At 41.3% G+C, this 17639-nt stretch carries 17 protein-coding genes; 5 read left to right on the top strand and 12 right to left on the bottom strand.

Going from position 1 to position 17639, the window contains the following annotated elements; translation table 11 throughout:
• Nucleotides 1–35: 35 nt before the first annotated feature.
• The 10 genes from AOB57_RS11745 to AOB57_RS11790 form a co-directional block, all read right to left on the bottom strand.
• The gene (locus tag AOB57_RS11745) at nucleotides 36–1136 is read right to left on the bottom strand and encodes an NADH:flavin oxidoreductase (protein WP_054298785.1); all 1101 of its coding nucleotides are present in this window, start codon (nucleotides 1134–1136) and stop codon (nucleotides 36–38) included.
• 112 nt (nucleotides 1137–1248) lie between these two features.
• Nucleotides 1249–1608, bottom strand: a complete 360-nt coding sequence (locus tag AOB57_RS11750) for a hypothetical protein (RefSeq protein WP_167829612.1) — start codon at nucleotides 1606–1608, stop codon at nucleotides 1249–1251.
• 229 nt (nucleotides 1609–1837) lie between these two features.
• On the bottom strand, nucleotides 1838–2383 hold the full coding sequence (gene msrA / locus AOB57_RS11755) for a peptide-methionine (S)-S-oxide reductase MsrA (RefSeq protein ID WP_226999488.1): 546 nt from the start codon (nucleotides 2381–2383) through the stop codon (nucleotides 1838–1840).
• A gap of 22 nt (nucleotides 2384–2405) precedes the next feature.
• Nucleotides 2406–3026 carry a YbhB/YbcL family Raf kinase inhibitor-like protein gene (locus tag AOB57_RS11760; RefSeq protein WP_054298787.1) on the bottom strand — a complete coding sequence of 207 codons (621 nt, stop codon included), beginning with the start codon at nucleotides 3024–3026 and terminating at the stop codon, nucleotides 2406–2408.
• 300 nt (nucleotides 3027–3326) lie between these two features.
• Nucleotides 3327–3533, bottom strand: coding sequence for a hypothetical protein (locus tag AOB57_RS11765; protein WP_054298788.1), 207 nt, complete (start codon nucleotides 3531–3533; stop codon nucleotides 3327–3329).
• 353 nt (nucleotides 3534–3886) lie between these two features.
• Complete coding sequence (locus AOB57_RS11770) at nucleotides 3887–4765, bottom strand: DUF362 domain-containing protein (RefSeq protein ID WP_054298789.1); 879 nt, start codon at nucleotides 4763–4765, stop codon at nucleotides 3887–3889.
• A 278-nt stretch (nucleotides 4766–5043) separates the two neighbouring features.
• On the bottom strand, nucleotides 5044–6243 hold the full coding sequence (locus AOB57_RS11775) for a potassium channel family protein (protein ID WP_054298790.1): 1200 nt from the start codon (nucleotides 6241–6243) through the stop codon (nucleotides 5044–5046).
• A 151-nt stretch (nucleotides 6244–6394) separates the two neighbouring features.
• Complete coding sequence (locus tag AOB57_RS11780) at nucleotides 6395–6886, bottom strand: magnesium transporter (protein WP_054298799.1); 492 nt, start codon at nucleotides 6884–6886, stop codon at nucleotides 6395–6397.
• Nucleotides 6887–6969: 83 nt separating this feature from the next.
• Nucleotides 6970–7596, bottom strand: coding sequence for a magnesium transporter (locus AOB57_RS11785; RefSeq protein ID WP_054298791.1), 627 nt, complete (start codon nucleotides 7594–7596; stop codon nucleotides 6970–6972).
• Between the two features lie 706 nt (nucleotides 7597–8302).
• The gene (locus AOB57_RS11790; RefSeq protein ID WP_054298793.1) at nucleotides 8303–8887 is read right to left on the bottom strand and encodes a hypothetical protein; all 585 of its coding nucleotides are present in this window, start codon (nucleotides 8885–8887) and stop codon (nucleotides 8303–8305) included.
• A 131-nt stretch (nucleotides 8888–9018) separates the two neighbouring features.
• Here AOB57_RS11790 and AOB57_RS11795 point away from each other — a divergent pair, with 131 nt between their 5' ends.
• Complete coding sequence (locus AOB57_RS11795) at nucleotides 9019–9297, top strand: hypothetical protein (protein WP_167829613.1); 279 nt, start codon at nucleotides 9019–9021, stop codon at nucleotides 9295–9297.
• Here the strand turns inward: AOB57_RS11795 and AOB57_RS11800 are convergent.
• Together AOB57_RS11800 and AOB57_RS11805 are read right to left on the bottom strand one after the other, a co-directional pair.
• On the bottom strand, nucleotides 9282–10295 hold the full coding sequence (locus tag AOB57_RS11800; protein ID WP_167829614.1) for an IS5 family transposase: 1014 nt from the start codon (nucleotides 10293–10295) through the stop codon (nucleotides 9282–9284). The genes AOB57_RS11795 and AOB57_RS11800 overlap by 16 nt on opposite strands.
• 400 nt (nucleotides 10296–10695) lie before the next feature.
• Nucleotides 10696–10863 carry a hypothetical protein gene (locus tag AOB57_RS11805; RefSeq protein ID WP_167829615.1) on the bottom strand — a complete coding sequence of 56 codons (168 nt, stop codon included), beginning with the start codon at nucleotides 10861–10863 and terminating at the stop codon, nucleotides 10696–10698.
• Nucleotides 10864–11276: 413 nt separating this feature from the next.
• Between AOB57_RS11805 and AOB57_RS11810 the strand changes: the two genes are divergently transcribed.
• The 4 genes from AOB57_RS11810 to gyrB all read left to right on the top strand — a co-directional run bounded on the left by AOB57_RS11810 (nucleotide 11277) and on the right by gyrB (nucleotide 17634).
• Nucleotides 11277–11489 carry an Lrp/AsnC ligand binding domain-containing protein gene (locus AOB57_RS11810; protein ID WP_054297645.1) on the top strand — a complete coding sequence of 71 codons (213 nt, stop codon included), beginning with the start codon at nucleotides 11277–11279 and terminating at the stop codon, nucleotides 11487–11489.
• A 412-nt stretch (nucleotides 11490–11901) separates the two neighbouring features.
• Nucleotides 11902–13767 carry a DNA topoisomerase VI subunit B gene (locus tag AOB57_RS11815; protein WP_054297646.1) on the top strand — a complete coding sequence of 622 codons (1866 nt, stop codon included), beginning with the start codon at nucleotides 11902–11904 and terminating at the stop codon, nucleotides 13765–13767.
• A 1-nt stretch (nucleotide 13768) separates the two neighbouring features.
• Nucleotides 13769–14878 carry a DNA topoisomerase IV subunit A gene (locus AOB57_RS11820; protein ID WP_054297647.1) on the top strand — a complete coding sequence of 370 codons (1110 nt, stop codon included), beginning with the start codon at nucleotides 13769–13771 and terminating at the stop codon, nucleotides 14876–14878.
• Nucleotides 14879–15729: 851 nt separating this feature from the next.
• Nucleotides 15730–17634 (top strand): DNA topoisomerase (ATP-hydrolyzing) subunit B, encoded by a 1905-nt coding sequence (gyrB, locus tag AOB57_RS11825; protein ID WP_054297648.1) that lies wholly within the window; start codon nucleotides 15730–15732, stop codon nucleotides 17632–17634.
• The last annotated feature ends 5 nt before the right edge of the window (nucleotides 17635–17639 follow it).

Below are 17639 nucleotides of genomic sequence, written 5' to 3' on the forward strand. Positions count from 1 at the left end.
CATCTTCTGGAATGCAGGAAACAAAATGCAATCCCTTACTCAAATTGAAAGTTGCAGCTTATGCCTTCTGGATCAAAACAAAGATTACAGGAAACGCATCTTGCTTTTTTAACCTGCCCTGATTTGAATTTCAGAACAATATCAGGTTCGCTTATAAACACCCTGCTCATTGAAACAAGGTCTGCAAACCCGTTTTCAAGAAGGTAATTAATAATCTGAAGCGACCTGATCCCACCTACAAGAATGATCGGGATATTCACAGCATCTTTTATTTTTTTAGAGCAGTCCCTGAAATACGCTTCTTTGGCAGGAGCATTGATTGCGGTTCTTATAGTTACCCCACCTGCCTCACCTATTCCTCCGCTGACCTCAATCGCACAGACTCCGGCTTTCTCAAGCAACTTTGCGATTTCTACCGCCTGCGTAATATCGAGTCCGATTTCAGCCTTCTTTGAGCAGCCAGGCTGGAAACCATCGGTTGCATTCAGTTTGACCAGAATGGGAAAAGAATTTCCTGTCTCTTCTTTTATGCGCCTGACAATTTTCGTGATTATCCTTGTCCGGTTTTCCACCGAGCCTCCCCAGCTGTCAGTCCGCCTGTTGGTGTAGGGGGAGATAAAGTTACTCAAGAGGAAGCCGTGGGCACAGTGGAGCTGCACTCCGTCAAAACCTGCCTTTTTTGCCCTGACAGCCGCTTTTGTAAAAGCTTCGATTATCTCCAGGATTTCCTCTTCGGTCATTTCTCTCGGTACAACCGCTGAGTGCCCGTCTTTTACTGCCGAAGGAGCGATAGGAACAGGATATTCGTCCGAAACATTTGCCTGCCGCCCTCCATGCACGATCTGGAGAACGATTTTGCTTCTGTACCTGTGAACCCTTTCTGTTATCTTCCTATAAGGTTCAATAAAACGGTCATCATAGATCCCTTGCTGTAAAATATCACTCTGCCCGCCAGGAAGAACATAGGAATAGCCGGTTATTATAAGCCCGACTTCGTTTTTGGCAAGCTCTTCATAAACATCTCCAAGCCTTGAGGTTGGCGTCCCGTCTTCCTCAGCCAGATATTCGTGTGTTGCAGACCTTACAAAACGGTTCTGGAGCTCCAGGTTACAGACAGTGATAGGGTCAAAAATCATGAGAAAAAATAGGATATGGGAAGGTAAATAATTATCCTGAACCCCTGGATACAGGAAATCTTACGTTAGATATAAGTTCTTTTTAATTGCGGCAAGAAATGAAAAAATTTACTCAGGCAACTGTAATTCCAAACGTAACAGGGTTTTCTGGATCGTCAGAAATGTAGATGTATAGTGCTTCTGAAGAACTAACATCTGTAGCGTAATATGCCTGTATTTTCTGTTCAAAAGAAAATTTGTTGTCCAGAATAATTTCATACCTGTATTGTCCCAACTCGGCATTTATTTTCGGTGAGGAAATCTCTTCTTCAGGGTCTATTGTGTAGCTTTCTTTGAACACAGACTTATTATTAAAATCAAAAATCTCAATAGACATTACATGCTTTTTGGAATTGCTGTTTATGAGGAAAAATTGTAAAGGATCGATTTCCATCTTTTCTAGCCTTTCCTCTTCTTTTTTCCAATCTTGCATAAATACAATGTAAACTGTTTTGCCATTATATCTTTCATTAGTGGGTCTAATGTTATATATCACATTCCTGGGTTTACCCAGCCCAACAGATCCATAAAAACTGTTTTCTTGTAAATATAAGTCAGCTCTACTCTCATTACTCCCTACAACGGGTCCTGATCGCTAGAAAAATCTTTTAAAGATTATTTTTTCAATTCGGATTATTAAAAGTCCTTTTTCTTTTTGGGAATCATTTCTTCAAGCTTCTGAGTACATCTTGCAGAAAACCCTTTTTCTCATAGTACTGCTGATGATATTCCTCAGCCATATAGAACTCCGAAACCGGTACAATCTCGGTCACTATGGGATTTTTGAAAGCCCCTGATTTTTCAAGCTTTTCTTTTGAAGCCAGAGCAGCAGCCTTTTGCTCCTCGTTATGGTAAAAGATGACTGAGCGATATTGTTTACCTACATCGAGACCCTGCCTATCCTTTGTAGTAGGGTCATGGATTTTCCAGAAGACGTCAAGCAGAGTCTCGTAAGACACCACTTTCGGGTCGAAAATGACCCGAACTGCTTCGGCGTGCCCGGTGTCAAAGGTACAAACCTGTTCATAGGTCGGGTGTTCAAAGTGCCCGCCGCTGAAACCAACCGCGGTTGCAACCACCCCTTTAACCTGCCGGAAAGCCATTTCAATGCCCCAGAAGCAGCCGGCAGCAAAGGTTGCTTTTTCCAGGCCGCCCCCGGGATTCTCGAGGAAATCCGGATTCGTTTCAGCGGTTCGATTTTCTTCCACTCTCTTCCCCCCTTAAGAAAGATCATTTTTTGCTGTATTTTCCGATTAATTCCCCTTCGGCAATAATATGTCCTATCATTTCATTCTCAAGGTCTTTTCTCCCTGCGCCTGCTTTAAGCTCGAGCTGCTTGTCCAGAGCATAAACCCGGAAGAAAAACCTGTGTGTGCCCGAGGGTGGACATGGCCCGCCATATCCTATTTTCTTGAAATCATTTATTCCTTCAACCCCGGGTATGCTGTCTTCCTCTATTTTTGCTATAGGTTCAATATTCCAGACAATCCAGTGCGTAAAAGTTTTCATGGGAGCGTCAGGGTCGTCTACTATAAGCACCAAACTTTCGGCTTCTTCAGGAATGCCTTCAAATTCCAGAGGCGGATTTACATTTATTCCGTCGCAAGTATACTTTCCTGGAATACTACCATTAGCTGCAAATGCGCTGCTAAAAACTTTTATACTTTTAATATTCATGTTTTCGTCCCCTTTGCCGGCTTCGGCAGACTCATTATTTACAGGTGTCTCTGCCTTTACAGGTGTCTCTGCCTTTACAGGTGTCTCTGCCTTCTCATTTTGAACACATCCCGATGTAAAGAGCATTCCCGCAAGCAAGAATACCAGAATAACTGTACCGGCTTTTCTGTTCATATATGGCATCAGCTCCTGACAGCAGGAAGACTGCTCAACAATGTAATATTAAAGCTAAAGAGATATAATCTTGAGGCTAGGTCACATAGCATGCACTAAGATTTAATCTCAAAAGATTGAGCCTTAAAGTCAATTTTGAGGTTTGATTTAAGGTTTAACTGAGGCATGCTTGTACCCCCAGCTGCAATCCAGCAGGCACCAGTCAAGCTCCCTCAGCTAACATGATGCCTGCTGGAAGGCAAATTTAAAAAACCCAACAGCTGTCTCAAGAAGCCGTAGCTGACTCCATGAAAACTGGAATCAGTCTTCTCTTTCAAGAGCCTGAATTATATCATTGACTGTAGCCTCTCCTCTAGCTACACGCTGGACAAGCGGATAGATATACGAACAATCATCTATTGCAGCCCAGCGGGCTTCTCCTACCCGTCTTACAACTTCGTTCATAACTTTACCACATTCTATGCAGTACTTATCCTCACTTTCTACTCCACAAGCTTCACATTTCATTGAAAATTCCCCAATAATCTATGGGGAAGTCGAAAATAAATAAATTATGGTGATATGTAAGCATATTTCCACAGTCTTGAAAAAAGAGAAGTAAAAGCAAAGAGATTCGAAAATTGAACATGATAAAGTTACTCTAAACCCCTGTAAAATTGTTAAGAAATTGCTAGGATCTGTTAACTTTATATACGAGGACTTTTATTCTGTAAACACTTACCTGAATATTCTTTTTTAAGAATTGTTAAAATTTCTGTTTCGAAAAGCAAAAATTTTAAATTGGAGAAAAAACGGAAGTCAGGCTTCTTGTGACCTGTTAATCCATAATCTCTTCCTTAAAAGCCTTCCAGAACGCGCTGTCAGGTAAGATTAGCAAGAATTTCTTCAATCTCCTCAACTCCTGAGCCTTTTACTGTTATTTCTTCCCTGCTGCGTATCCCCAGTCCAAGTTCTACTGCTCTTCTGATCTGGGGTTGAACCCATACCGAGTGTTCCTGAATTTTCGGAACAGTCCCAAGGGTTTTCAGCAGAGCAAGCCCCACAGCATCATTTGCAATTACATCAGAGCATGCCATTACAATGCCAGGCTCTTTAAGGGTTCCCAGGTCAGGGCCGCCAGTCACAAAACATTTTGTGGCGTCTGAGATGTAAAAGTTAGGTTTGTAAACAAGATTTGATTCGGCAATCATACTCCCGAAAAGCACGTCCTTGTGCTGACCATGAGGAAGCTGCCTCCTATCACGGTCTGCGGTTATGCTGATCTGGGATTTCAAGCCCATGGTAAATGTTGCAGTCCAGTGGGTCTTGATAACCGGAAGCGCAATCACGTAATCCACAGAAGCCAGAAACTCAGGAACGTAAAATCCCTCGGGCCAGGAAAAAGCGCCTTCAGGTTTCACATGTGAGCGTTTCATGTGGTCAAAGGTAAGGATCTCATCCGCTCTTTCGGCTTCAGCCGCCTGCCAGAGCCCAAGCTTCCTGAGTACCATCTCAGTATCCAGCGTGGTCATCGACTTTTCGGCAACAATAATTTTTCCCGGATTGCATCTCCTTGCTTCCCGTATAGCGCCCTTCAGTATTTCTGGGTTTGTAGAGCCAGGAGGCAGGTCTGCGGTGTTTGCGTTAGGACGGATCAGTACAGTGGATCCTTCTTCTATTCCAAGCCCTCCTGCGAGCTCAACTGCCGCTCTTACTGACTCCAGTGTGTCTTTGTTTCTTGAAAGACCAACAACTACCATACTCAAAACTCCCACATAGTAATATGCAATCAGTAGTATAAAAATCAAGAATATTGCAAGCTTTCAAAAAAGTTAGAGAATGGTTCGAAGCCTGCCTTTCTGGAGTACCTTCCAGAGACAAGCCCACAACAACCCGATGGAATGTGTTATTGTGAGATTACAGGAAGTTATAAGACAGCGCAGAAGCTATACCTTAGAATCATACCTCCTGTAAACAGTCCCTAATTAACATGTATGAGAGGGTTTGCTACGCGAATTTTGGGGGTTGGGGGTTGAAGCTACTGGTCCAGTTTGCATTCACACATTTCTATAAGTGCCCCTTCGCCAATTCTTGAGCCTCGTGCAATGAGCATATCTCCTGCCTGGATAACAGTATTCCCTTTTGGAGTATAGACCCAGCGGTCAGCTCTCTTGATTGCCATTACATGAAGTCCGGTTTCCGTCTCAAGCTTCAGCTCAAAGAAAGTCTTTCCGACTATGGGAGAACATTTCTCAACCTGGAGCCTGGTTATAACCTCTTCGGAATTCCTGACTGCGAGAGTAATAATTGGGTGGAGTTCAATATCCCTGAGTACGGTATCCGCAATTCCATAGGCAGCGTCGGAAATCGCTTCTGAAGCACTTGCAAGGTGCAGAATTCCCCTGAGCATGTTTACATCCTCAACATGCTTTGCGGTCTCAAGTACCCAGTGCTGAAGTTCGTATTTCATGGAATCCATTTCGGATTCCAGGGCGCTGACCTCATATGCTATGTCTTCATTGTCAAAGAGAATAGCTGAGTATGCAAGCCCTACAGACAGTTCGGACATATTCTTCATATCCACGATAATATCCACGGCATGCTCAAGATCTTTTAAAATTTTATTATGCTCGATTTCTTTCGGGATAAATTTCCTTGTCGTGGCCATTTCGAAGAAAAGAGGGACTCCTTCATCATGCCCTCTGGCAATCAGAACATCACCCTGGCGCAGGCGGGTTTCCTTGTCAGGATCATAAATCCAGTCTTCATTTCTCCGAATAGCAATAACCCACATGCCTGTCTCAAGATCAAGTTCGAGATCGCCAAGCGTACGTCCTGCCATTACAGATTCCGCAGCGATTGTTGCCCTGACTACGGTTTCTTCTGCTTCCCTGAGAGCAACTTTCAGCTCCATCGGAATGCCCATATTCATGAGCACAATTTTCGCAATATCCCCAGCGGCATTTGCGATATTCTCTGAACACGCAGCAACCTGTAAAACACCAAGGAGCCCTTCGGCTTCGTCAACCCTGCGTGTGCTTAACATCGCAGCCATTTTTATATGGTAGTCGAGGGTATCCATCTTGTCTTCAAGATTGAGTACTTCTTGTGCAATATCCTCGTCATCATAGATCATTGCAGTGTATGCAAGATCTACCATGAGTTCGGAAGTATCCTTCATCTCAGTCAAAAGATCTTTGATATTCTTTGGACTGTATCTGAATTCTTTAGGGAACATGGTCTCTATATCAACTCTACCTTATGTTGGTATCTATGAGTATATACTTCATAGTAATTATTAATTTTTGAATTATTCAGGCGCTCAAGAGCCTGGCTGGAATATAATAAAATTGAATAATGGTATAACGGATTTTTAATTAAAACATTGTTTATAAAATGTTTAACAGATGCAGGGCTGTTAAAATTCCTGCAACGCCGACTAAGTCTCCAAGGCTTGCTATGAAAGGTATAACTGTATCATCCGGATCGATCCCAAATCGGTGGGAGGCAAAGGCGATGGCTACCGTTGCGGAATACACAACTGTAAGCTCTATGGCAACAGCTATCAGGCTGATTTGCAGGAGGGTGAGAAGAGGCATTCCGAAGCCAAACAAGTTGCTTGCCAGAAAGACCAGTATGCTGACAGAAATCGATGAAATAAACCCTACAATTGAAGCAGCAATTACGCTGTTACGTACAACTGGGTTACTTCTAAGATTATCCCCAAGCCCCATATGGAGCGCCGATGAGAGCCTTGCCCCAAGCATGCTGCCGGTATCCCCCCCGATCTTGATAAGGGATGGAATAAGAATCAGTATCGCTGGCATGGATATAAGGTGTTCTTCTCTTGAGTTCAGAATCTGCCCTACGAGAATTGACATTATACATGTGACGACAAGTACAGGAAGCCCGCGCTGAATGATGCCTTCGATAGTATAATAGGGAGTCTGATGTTCTTCTTTCGTCAAAGCATCACCACCAGTTTTGCCGAGATGAAAAGCATGAGCATGGAGACAATATCTCCCAGGGTTGCAATCGAAGGCGTTACAACGTTGTCAGGATCAAAGCCGAACCTGAACATTCCTATAGCCAGCAGAGCCGCAACAATCGAGAGAATTATCCCGGATGTAAAGGCTGAAATCACACAGATAAGGGTAAGTTTAAGGACACCGGCACTTTCGAAGCCCAGGGCAAGGGTCACAAAGTGCCCCAGAACCCCGAGAACTACGGCAATAATAACACTCAGGATAAGGGAACCATAGATATTATTCATGAGTTCGGGATTACTCCTGTCAAGGTCTGTAATCAACCCAAGGTGAATTGCACTGCCAAGCCTTGAGCCAAGAGTAGATGAAATATTTCCTCGAAGCCCCAGCACACCAGGATAGATCACAAGCAGTCCAGGAATCATCTCAAGTTCGGCTGTCATCCCCGAGAAGATTATTCCTGCAATAACTCCCCCCACAGTAGCAATAAGTTCAAAGGGTAGCGCCTCACGTACTATTGACGAAACACTAGCGTACTCGCTGAGGTATTTATCAATATACTGGGACTCAAAAATATCTTCGTCCCTTTGAGACTCTGGGGGCATGCGCTTGTATTATACACTGATAATATTAAAATAATCCCCAACCTTAGAAAAAGGATTCTTTATAAAAATTATTGATTAGAAAAACTGTGGACTGTATTGATAAATTAAAGATCAAAGAAACTCAATCAGTTCGATCGGTTCTTCGGATTCCCGGAAAAAAGATAGATAACTTGCAGCTGTTACCTGATATAGGCATTATGGTAATAGGAGTCACAATGATAATTGTGAATATTTACAAGGAAGGTACAACCAAACAGATTTTGTTAAGCGATAATAGGTAATTAAAAGATAAAAATGTGGTATTGGTAATTAAATAGAGTTATATATGATATGGTGGTAAAGTACTCGTATCTTCTCTTAATGAAATATAGAAATAAAGAGTTAACTATATTTAGATAACAATACCAAAAATATAACTCACAAAATTGGTTTATAGGGACTGAGAGTCACTCTTCCAAGAAATATAAAGTTCTTACATGTATTGTTTTCCTTGCTTCTAGTGTTAATGTTGCCCTAACAACTGATGGCATCTAGATCAATTCAAAGACAATGTTTAAAAAGTAAAGCCTGTTCTAGTTTTTTAACCACAACAGACACAAAATATTTTTAATTGTTGTTTTTAATGTAATAGGACTTATGCGGTTGAATTGAAAAAACAACGGCGTTAAACCTTCAACTGTCTAAATCACAGCTTCAACAGCAATGTCTATTGCTCTTGATTTTGAGCCTCAAGTGCGTAAGCCCTAATGTAACTTACGGTTAAATTTACATCTGCATTTCCTGAGTTAAAAAATGTAGTTGCTTTTTCGAAATTTGTTGAAGCTGAAGCATCATCACCATCTAGATATGCGTTAGCCCCTATTACCGTGAACTGTCCAGCCATGTTATAATTCCGTAATGCAAATCCCCAATGTTCCTTTGCTTCTTCGAGTGCAGGAGAAACAGTATAATTATCATTTTCATCTATAGCCTTTTGTGTGTCATCTACAATAGTCTGACCTGACTTAGCTAGACCTTCTGCATCAAATGTATCTTGATTACTACTTATTCCTGCCAAATCTGTTTGAATCATATCCGATTGAGCCTGCATAACAGATATCCATTCAGCATCTTGATTAGTTGATGTGTCTGTAGTCGTTAAATTATTTTCATGAACCTGTGATGAATTTTCTATAGTTTGAGCAGAATTCCCTACACTCTGAGAATTAGTCTTCTCATTGCTAGATTCTGTACAACCAACTGCCATCACTACTGCAAGTAAAATAAGCAGAATTAAATGTTTATTTTTCAAGCAACCACCTCAAAATATCCAGTTAAACAATACAAATCAAAAGAAGTTATATTATAACCTTCTTATTTAGTATAATATGGAAACTGGAATTATGAAAGATGAATCGCCAGCATAGATCAAGAGGTTTAACTTTGAAACGTTCAGGTCTTGTTTTGTTCACAATTGGATTAATTCTTATCACATTCAGTAAATTTGATAAAAGAACAATTGAAAAGGGTACGCTAAACCTAAGTGATGACCTAGAAAAAAATGAGTTAATAACACCTGTTAGATCTGAATTGAGAATAAAGTTAAATGGAAAAAGGGAACAAAATGGTCGTCTTCTACTTTACAAAAACCTTATCGTTCAGACTGCATTCGGTCAAAGACTAAATGCTGTACCACCACAAGAGAGTTATAAAAAAGGGTAATGATAAGTTTGCATTTGACTTAGAAAGAGACACTCGTTATTATCTTGCTGTACGGATGGCTCTGTAGAAATCCTTAATTTAATCCATAATAATTGTATTACTTTTTTTATATTATAGACTATTAGTTTAACTTTTACTTCTTTTACTTGATTTCTAACCTTTCTTGCTCTTAATGTTTCTCCAAATTTTCTTTTTACAACAGATATTATTGTCTCTACTATATTCCTTCTATTGTATTTGATCTTATCAAAGTCTTTGTTTAATTGTTTTCTATATTTTCCGTTTATTCTCTTTCTTTTTCTTTCTCTCAAAGGTACTATTGAATCTGCTTTTATCTCTTCTCTTATTAGAGTATGAATTTCTTCGGAATCATATCCTTTATCCATCACATAACATTGAGACTTTCTTGACTTGTTTGATTGTCTTATCAGAGTCTTTGCATGCTTGACATCATGATCTGTTTTTTGGCTAATTTTCCATCCTAATATTACTTTTTTAATAGTGTCTACTGATATTGAAGTTTTAAGGAAGCTCCTTCGGAGCTTCCCTGTTCTCTTAGAATAATAATGACTTGCATAAGAACTCGTAAATCCTGTTGCATCAATTGCCGTAATGAGAACTTTTTCTCCATGTGAGTAAAATAGTTTTAGAGTTTTTGACAAAATTAGGTTAAACAATGAAGAGGGAATTCTGGACACAAACTTTTGAAGAGTAGTGTAATGAGGAACCTTATCAAGGTCAAGTTTTTCCTTTATACTGTTCATGAGGTCAACAAGTTCTACAAAGTCACGGTAGTCTGTACTTATATACTCCTTCAATAAAACAAGAACAAGAAGCTGATGTTGAGTATAAACACGTTTGGAATATTTGCAGGAGTAAAGGTTCAGTCTGGAAGACTGAACCGTTTTAAGACTGAGATCAATAAATTTAATATACTTATTTGATGACAATAGCAATTGCTCCTTTGTTTTTTGTGAGGACAAAAAATTAAGGAGCATTTTTACAATTTTATTTTTATAATTTTTGGGTAAAAACAGAATTTAGAGGATTTCTACAGAGCCGTACGGATTGAACCTTTTATACCTTTCACTATTGACTATAAGATTGTTGAATATAATTCTCATCAGGATCAGCTTTTTAACTTAGGGGTAGCTTTAACCGCTACAGGTTTAGGAATTGCTTTTTCATAATTAATAGGACTTACGCGGTTGAGATGAGAAATCAATTGCATTAAACTCCTAACTATATAAAACACTATATAAGTAACAACGCCGCATGTGCTTGATTTTTTACTTCAAGTGCGTAAGTCCTAATTAAAAATAGCTATTTAGACTATATAAAAAACCATCACAACAAATTTTATTCTCTTTCATATAATATTTGATGTTTAAGATATTCTTAAAATTTTATAGTCTTATTACTAACTTTCAATCCTTCGATATCAACATCTTCATAATTCTCTGAAATCCTTTTGTAAATTCTTCCAATTGATTTTTTGATCATCTGATAGTCTTTGTCATTGGGGAATATCCGGTGCATGAACTCATCAATCTTCTGAGCATCCACCTTGATTCCCTACATTCATAGATTGCCGCTATAGTTAGGTTTTCAACATCAATTTCAACAATTTATCATTCCTAAAAGAATTATACTCGCTCCTAACAATTCTTTCAATTTCTGTAATAATATTTGCAGGAAGCTCAAAACATTTTCAATCTATCGCAATAGAAATGTACGCCTTACTGTTTTAATTTTAGTTTTAGCTTTAGTTATAAGTTAATCTGAATTTTTATGCAGAAACGCACAATAAGCATTTATAGCATGCGAGTAATTTCTTCTTTTATTATCTAAGCTTCAATGCCTAAAAGCCAATTATCAATTAATGTCAAGAACGATCACTTCTGGTTATGTATACTTTCCATATTATTCTTATTTTTATTAAAATATAATAGGGGTGTGATGCCATTTACGGTATAACTATGATAAACGTGCTGCCAGGTTATGAAAAAGCGGCATACAGGGAACTGAAGAACATAGAAGGGATTAAGGACGTTTACCATGTCTTTGGTGAGTATGACTTTGTAGTAATTATAGATGTTGAAGATCTGTACACCCTTAACGATGTGGTAGATGTAATCAGGCAGAGTGAAATCGTAAAAGCCACCAAGACAATTATCGGGGCAGAACTTTAAACTTCCAGGATCGAAATCAACAGGATTCTATCACGAGACAAAATGAATGATTTATATTTTCTAGCAGGTGTGGACTACCCTGACTTTTTATGAAACATGGAAATCGTTAGAATTAGCTGCTTAAAGGTTTTAATTAAACCTGTTGAAATAAAAACGTAAATGAAAATTTTTCTGATTTTAAGCTCCTTTGTTGTATTATAAAGATATTTTTTTATATTGTGAAACTATTTTCCTGTGTTGTAATAATATTTTTCAGGCTGCGAACTATTTCTCATGTGTTGAAGGATGTTCTAAGAAAATAAGGCTAAAAATTGCTGCTGAAAGAAGCATAAATTCTTACTTTAATTCTTACTTCAGTTATTCGTAAAATAATATAAAGTTACATTAATTTCTCACCCAGAGGTAAAATTTCATGGAAGTCACCGTTGCAGAAGAACTTGCAAAGTATCAAAAGTCAATAAGTGTCGCAGAGTTTTTTGAGAAGAACAGGCAGATCCTGGGTTTTGACTCGGCGCCTCGAAGCCTTATAACGACCGTAAAAGAAGCTGTTGATAATGCCCTTGATGCCTGCGAAGAAGCAGGTATTTTGCCTGACATTCTTGTCCAGATCGAAAGAACCGGACAGGACTACGTAACTGTTATTGTAGAAGACAACGGACCCGGAATTGTAAAAGAACAAATTCCAAAAGTTTTCGCAAAGCTTCTCTACGGTTCCAGGTTCCATGCCCTCAAGCAGAGCCGGGGACAGCAGGGAATAGGGATTTCTGCAGCCGTACTTTATGCCCAGATGACTGCGGGCAGGCATACGAAAATCCTGTCCAAAACCGGCCCCAGTACCCCTGCCCATTATTACGAGCTTATGATCAATACCAGCACGAATGAGCCTGACATTCTGAAAGACGAGATCAGGGACTGGTTCCGCCCTCATGGGACCCAAATCGAGCTGGAAATGAAGGCCGCCTATGTAAAAGGAAGGAGGCAGTCAATTTACGAGTACCTCAAAGCTACTGCAATTGTGAATCCACATGCAAGAATTACCCTCATAGAGCCTGACGGTAACGAGGTGGTCTTTGAAAGAGCCACGGATAAGATGCCTGAGCCAGCCCAGGAAATCCTGCCCCATCCTGAAGGTATAGAGCTTGGCACTCTTATGAAAATGCTCCATTACACCGAGCGCCAGAAACTCGCCCCATTCCTCCGATACTCATTCTGTAAAATAGGCCTGTTGACTGCCGAAGAGATTTGCAAAGCTGCTGGGCTTGATCCCGAAGTCGACCCAAAAACCCTAGGACGCCATGAAGCAAGAAAGTTAATCGAAGCTTTTGAAAAGGTAAAGATCATGGCTCCTCCGACAGACTGCCTATCCCCGATCGGGGAAGATCTGATCTACAGAGGGCTTGAGAAAGAAACGAACGTGGATTTCATTGCCACAAGCACGCGGAAACCTGCAGTATATTCCGGAAACCCTTTTGTAGTTGAAGTCGGGCTTGCCTATGGGGGGAACCTTCCGAAAGAAGACAAGATCAGCATAATGCGTTTTGCTAACCGTGTGCCTCTGCTTTACCAGCAGGGAGGCTGCGTGATCACACATGCAGTAGAAGACATCAAATGGAAGCAGTACGGCTTAAACCAGCCGGGAGGGGGAATTCCTGTAGGTCCGGCTATCCTGCTTATTCATGTAGCATCTATTAACGTGCCTTTTACCTCAGAATCAAAGGATGCAATTGCCGATATCCCTGTAATTAAAGATGAGATTGACCTTGCAATCAAGGAGGTTGCACGAAAACTCAAGCATTATCTTAGTAAACAGAGCAACCTTAAGAAGCGCCGGGAGAAAGAGATTATCATTACAAAGGTACTCCCACAGATGGCTTCAAAGGTAGCAAATATCCTGGAAAAAGATGTCCCTGACATCAACCCTGTTGTTGCAAAGATTATGGGAAACCTGCTCGTACACAGAAAAGTTAAAATGAATGGGGATGGGTCCGCAGATGTCGTAATTAAGGTTAAGAATTTCGGAACTTCTTCATACGCGTTCAGAGTCCATGAGATGCTGCCATGGACAATCAGCAGGGCAAAGCCTGAGCCAAAGGTTGTGACCCTGGGCAACGATTATGATTACGTATGGGATATCTCGGCAGCAGCTGGATCTTCAAAGGTACTCAGCTACAGGATAGAAAGTACTACTGATAAAGAACTCGAAAAACTTCCCGACCTGATTGTGGAAGGGCTCGATGAAGAACTTGTAACCGGGGCAAAAGCCTTCAAGGGGGCATAAAATGGCTAGAGAAACAAATAACAAAATATCTCAGGGAGATGCCCTGGCGAGGAAAAAGCTGTTTGAGCTTGCAGAGAAGATTTACAACCAGTTTGAAAATGAGGTTGTCCCAAGCGTCAGCCTTCCAAGCCGGACAAAAACGAATATAGAATATTCCGATGAGAGTGATGTCTGGGTCTACGGGGACAGGGAAAGCGAAAGGAGCGCAAAAACCGTAAAAGGAGCATTCCAGCTCCTGAAAACCATTTACGCGACAGACTTCCTTATAAACGAACATCTCGCCCATAATCGCGGATCAACGCTTCGAGAACTCTACTATATTTCAGAGGGCTGGGGTGCTGCGAAGTTCAAAGAACAGGCTGAGAGCGACCGCCTGATCGAAGATCTTGAACTCCTTACCACTCTCCAGAGGGAATTTTTCCATATGCGCCCTGAGGAGGACGGGGCTACAATGTTCGGACCCATTGAAATTACCGAGCAGACAAAAAGGGGAGAACGGAATATTCACTGCCAGAAGGACGTGGGCGAAGGCGGATACCAGATTCCTTTCAATGTGGAAAACATTGAATTCAAAGACCACAATGCAAGCATGATTATTGCCATAGAAACCGGTGGTATGTACGCGCGTCTTATGGAAAACGGCTTTGATGAAGCTTACAATGCGATCCTTGTCCATTTAAAAGGGCAGCCTGCAAGGTCAACCCGCAGGATTATCAAACGTATGAACGAGGAGCTAGACCTCCCTGTAGCCGTTTTTACGGACGGCGACCCCTGGTCTTACAGGATCTATGCCTCGGTTGCCTACGGGGCTATAAAAAGTGCCCATCTCTCGGAATATATGGCAACCCCATCAGCCAAGTTCCTTGGTCTCCAGCCCTCGGATATAGTCGAATATGAACTCTCGACCGACAAGCTTACAGAACAGGACATAAGCGCACTGCGGAGTGAGCTCTCCGATCCCCGTTTCGAATCCGATTACTGGAAAGAACAGATTCAGCTCCAGCTCGATATAGGTAAAAAAGCTGAACAACAGGCTTTCGCAGGTAAAGGCCTCGATTTCGTAACCGAGGTTTATCTTCCGAACCGGTTAAAAGAACTGGGTATGCTTTAAAACCCGCACCCTACAAACCTTTTCACAAACACAAACTTTTTAAGAAAAGTTTGATCACAAGCCTTTTTAAAAAAGTCTTGAGCGAAAACCTTTTGAGAGAAGGTTCTATCGCAAACCTTTTCAGAAAAAGTTTGATCAAAAACCATGCTTTAACTAAAACAGCATGGTCGGCGTGGTCAAGCGGCTCAACGGTTTCAGCTCAACGGTCTCGAGTCAACGGCCCTGGTTAAATTTATATAGTTACATTCAAAATTATCGTCGGGGGTTTTGACTTAATGTAAACTGCGGGCGAATCCTTCTGGCTGACATAACTGAATATTAATAGCGCATCATGATGAACAGGATGTATTCCGAGCTGGTTTTTATTCGGGAATTACTTTTTAGGCTGTTAGAAAATATAGTGAAATCAAACGTGTAAAGCTTTGCTGAAGGATCGTATAAGTGCCGCGACTCCTGCCATGACTTGTTGTTAGAGAGATACTTTTGTGAGCGAAACAGAAAATATTTATTTAAACTAAAGACTTGCTAAAAAATTAGTATGAAAAGCACATATTCGGCTGCAAAATTATGCTAAAAATCACTTGTTTTAAAAGGATTGATACCAAGAAATCTTGTGCAATTTTCAGGGAATCTAAAGGCTTAAAATGTATGAGCGCATATTGAATCTGGTTCGTGGTAGAAAAGATAAGGATTAAATATAAAAATTGTTCAATAAAAATTGAAGACTTACAGACTTGGCACGATTCCTAAAGTCCTATTTTGATAAAAGTTTTCCCGCGAATTTTTAAAAAAATATTGAAATGATACATAGTTCAGATAACTTATCAGATTTTTATGGAGAATAAACCAAGATGAGTGATAAACAGGTTTACGATGCCTCGCGCATCCAGGTGCTGGAAGGCCTGGAAGCTGTCCGGAAACGGCCCAGCATGTACATAGGAAGCACGGATAGCCGCGGGCTCCACCACCTAGTCTATGAGGTAGTAGACAACAGTATTGATGAAGCTCTTGCAGGCTTCTGTACCAGGATAGATGTCACAATCAATCAGGACGGAAGTGTGACAGTCCTGGACGATGGGAGAGGTATCCCTATCGATCCCCATCCATTTTACAAGAAATCCGCACTTGAAGTCGTAATGACGATTCTGCATGCAGGAGGTAAATTCGACAAGAACACCTATAAAGTCTCAGGGGGACTGCATGGAGTAGGGGTTTCTGTTGTAAATGCACTTTCGGAATGGCTTGAAGTAGAGGTATCAAGAGAGGGCAAGAAGTATTTCCAGCGCTATTCCCGTGGAAAGCCCGAGACTGGCGTCCAGGAAATCGGAGCGTCCGAGACTACAGGCACAAAAACCACTTTTAAGCCGGATACAAAAATTTTCGAAACAACGGATTTCAATTACGATATACTCTCAAGCAGATTAAGGGAACTTGCTTTCCTGAATAGGGGCCTTACTATCAGCCTCACGGATTTAAGAACCCCCGATGGGCAGGCTGATACTTTCACTTATAACGGCGGAATAGTAGAATTCGTTGAGTACCTGAACAAGAAAAAACAGCCTCTCCATGACAAACCAATCTATTTCGAACGGCAGAGAGACGATATGGTAGTCGAAATTGCAATGCAGTACACAAACAGCTATGCTGAGAATGTGTACTCCTTTGCAAACAACATCAATACTCATGAAGGCGGAACCCACATTATTGGTTTCAAGACCGCCCTGACACGGGTTGCAAACGATTACGTCAAAGCCAACAAGCTCTCAAAAGAGGATATAAAACTTACAGGCGACGATGTGAGGGAAGGACTGACTGCAATCATCAGTGTCAAACTCCTGGAACCCCAGTTCGATGGGCAGACCAAGACAAAGCTAGGAAATAGCGATGTCAAAGGCATAGTAGACTCCCTTGTAACTGATGGGCTTGCCGAGTACTTTGAGGAGAATCCAAAGGTTGCAAATGTTATCCTTGAGAAAGCACTCCTTGCTCAGAAAGCCAGGGAAGCTGCAAAAAAAGCAAGAGAACTGACCCGAAGAAAGAGTGCTCTTGAAGTCAGTACCCTTCCGGGAAAACTTGCGGACTGTTCGGATAAAAATCCCGCAGTCTGTGAAATCTATATTGTGGAAGGAGATTCAGCAGGCGGCTCGGCAAAGCAGGGCAGAGACAGGAGTTTCCAGGCAATTCTTCCTCTGCGGGGAAAGATCCTGAATGTGGAAAAAGCCAGGCTTGCAAAGATCCTGAAAAACAACGAGGTTGTTTCCCTGATTACAGCCATAGGCACAGGCGTCAGTGAGGACTTTGATCTTGATAGTGCACGTTACCACAAGATAATCATCATGACCGATGCCGATGTTGACGGAGCGCATATAAGGACCCTTCTCTTGACACTGTTCTTCCGGTACATGCGGCCTTTAATCGATGCCGGATACGTGTACATAGCCCAGCCTCCTCTTTACCGCATAAAGAAGGGAAAGGCAGAATACTACGTGTACTCAGACCGGGAACTGGATGAAAAGAAGAAAGAACTTGGGGAAAAAGGACTTACTATCCAGCGCTACAAGGGTCTTGGAGAAATGAACCCTGAACAGCTCTGGGAAACCACAATGAATCCTGAAAGCCGAACCCTTTTACAGGTAACCCTGGATGATGCAATCCGGGCTGATGAGATCTTCCGGATCCTTATGGGAGATGAAGTGGAGCCACGTCGGAACTTCATAGAAACGCATGCAAAAGAAGTTGTGGATCTGGATATCTGAGGTGG

It is taken from the genome of Methanosarcina flavescens (genome assembly GCF_001304615.2).
Lineage (GTDB): Archaea > Halobacteriota > Methanosarcinia > Methanosarcinales > Methanosarcinaceae > Methanosarcina > Methanosarcina flavescens.

What these genes read in the sequence shown, in the direction of transcription:
- AOB57_RS11745 (WP_054298785.1), bottom strand. Translation starts at nt 1,136, where the DNA reads ATGATTTTTGACCCTATCACTGTCTGTAACCTGGAGCTCCAGAACCGT.
- AOB57_RS11750 (WP_167829612.1), bottom strand. Translation starts at nt 1,608, where the DNA reads ATGCAAGATTGGAAAAAAGAAGAGGAAAGGCTAGAAAAGATGGAAATC.
- AOB57_RS11760 (WP_054298787.1), bottom strand. Translation starts at nt 3,026, where the DNA reads ATGAACAGAAAAGCCGGTACAGTTATTCTGGTATTCTTGCTTGCGGGA.
- AOB57_RS11765 (WP_054298788.1), bottom strand. Translation starts at nt 3,533, where the DNA reads ATGAAATGTGAAGCTTGTGGAGTAGAAAGTGAGGATAAGTACTGCATA.
- AOB57_RS11770 (WP_054298789.1), bottom strand. Translation starts at nt 4,765, where the DNA reads ATGGTAGTTGTTGGTCTTTCAAGAAACAAAGACACACTGGAGTCAGTA.
- AOB57_RS11775 (WP_054298790.1), bottom strand. Translation starts at nt 6,243, where the DNA reads ATGTTCCCTAAAGAATTCAGATACAGTCCAAAGAATATCAAAGATCTT.
- AOB57_RS11780 (WP_054298799.1), bottom strand. Translation starts at nt 6,886, where the DNA reads ATGTCAATTCTCGTAGGGCAGATTCTGAACTCAAGAGAAGAACACCTT.
- AOB57_RS11785 (WP_054298791.1), bottom strand. Translation starts at nt 7,596, where the DNA reads ATGCCCCCAGAGTCTCAAAGGGACGAAGATATTTTTGAGTCCCAGTAT.
- AOB57_RS11800 (WP_167829614.1), bottom strand. Translation starts at nt 10,295, where the DNA reads ATGCTCCTTAATTTTTTGTCCTCACAAAAAACAAAGGAGCAATTGCTA.
- AOB57_RS11810 (WP_054297645.1), top strand. Translation starts at nt 11,277, where the DNA reads ATGATAAACGTGCTGCCAGGTTATGAAAAAGCGGCATACAGGGAACTG.
- AOB57_RS11815 (WP_054297646.1), top strand. Translation starts at nt 11,902, where the DNA reads ATGGAAGTCACCGTTGCAGAAGAACTTGCAAAGTATCAAAAGTCAATA.
- AOB57_RS11820 (WP_054297647.1), top strand. Translation starts at nt 13,769, where the DNA reads ATGGCTAGAGAAACAAATAACAAAATATCTCAGGGAGATGCCCTGGCG.
- gyrB (WP_054297648.1), top strand. Translation starts at nt 15,730, where the DNA reads ATGAGTGATAAACAGGTTTACGATGCCTCGCGCATCCAGGTGCTGGAA.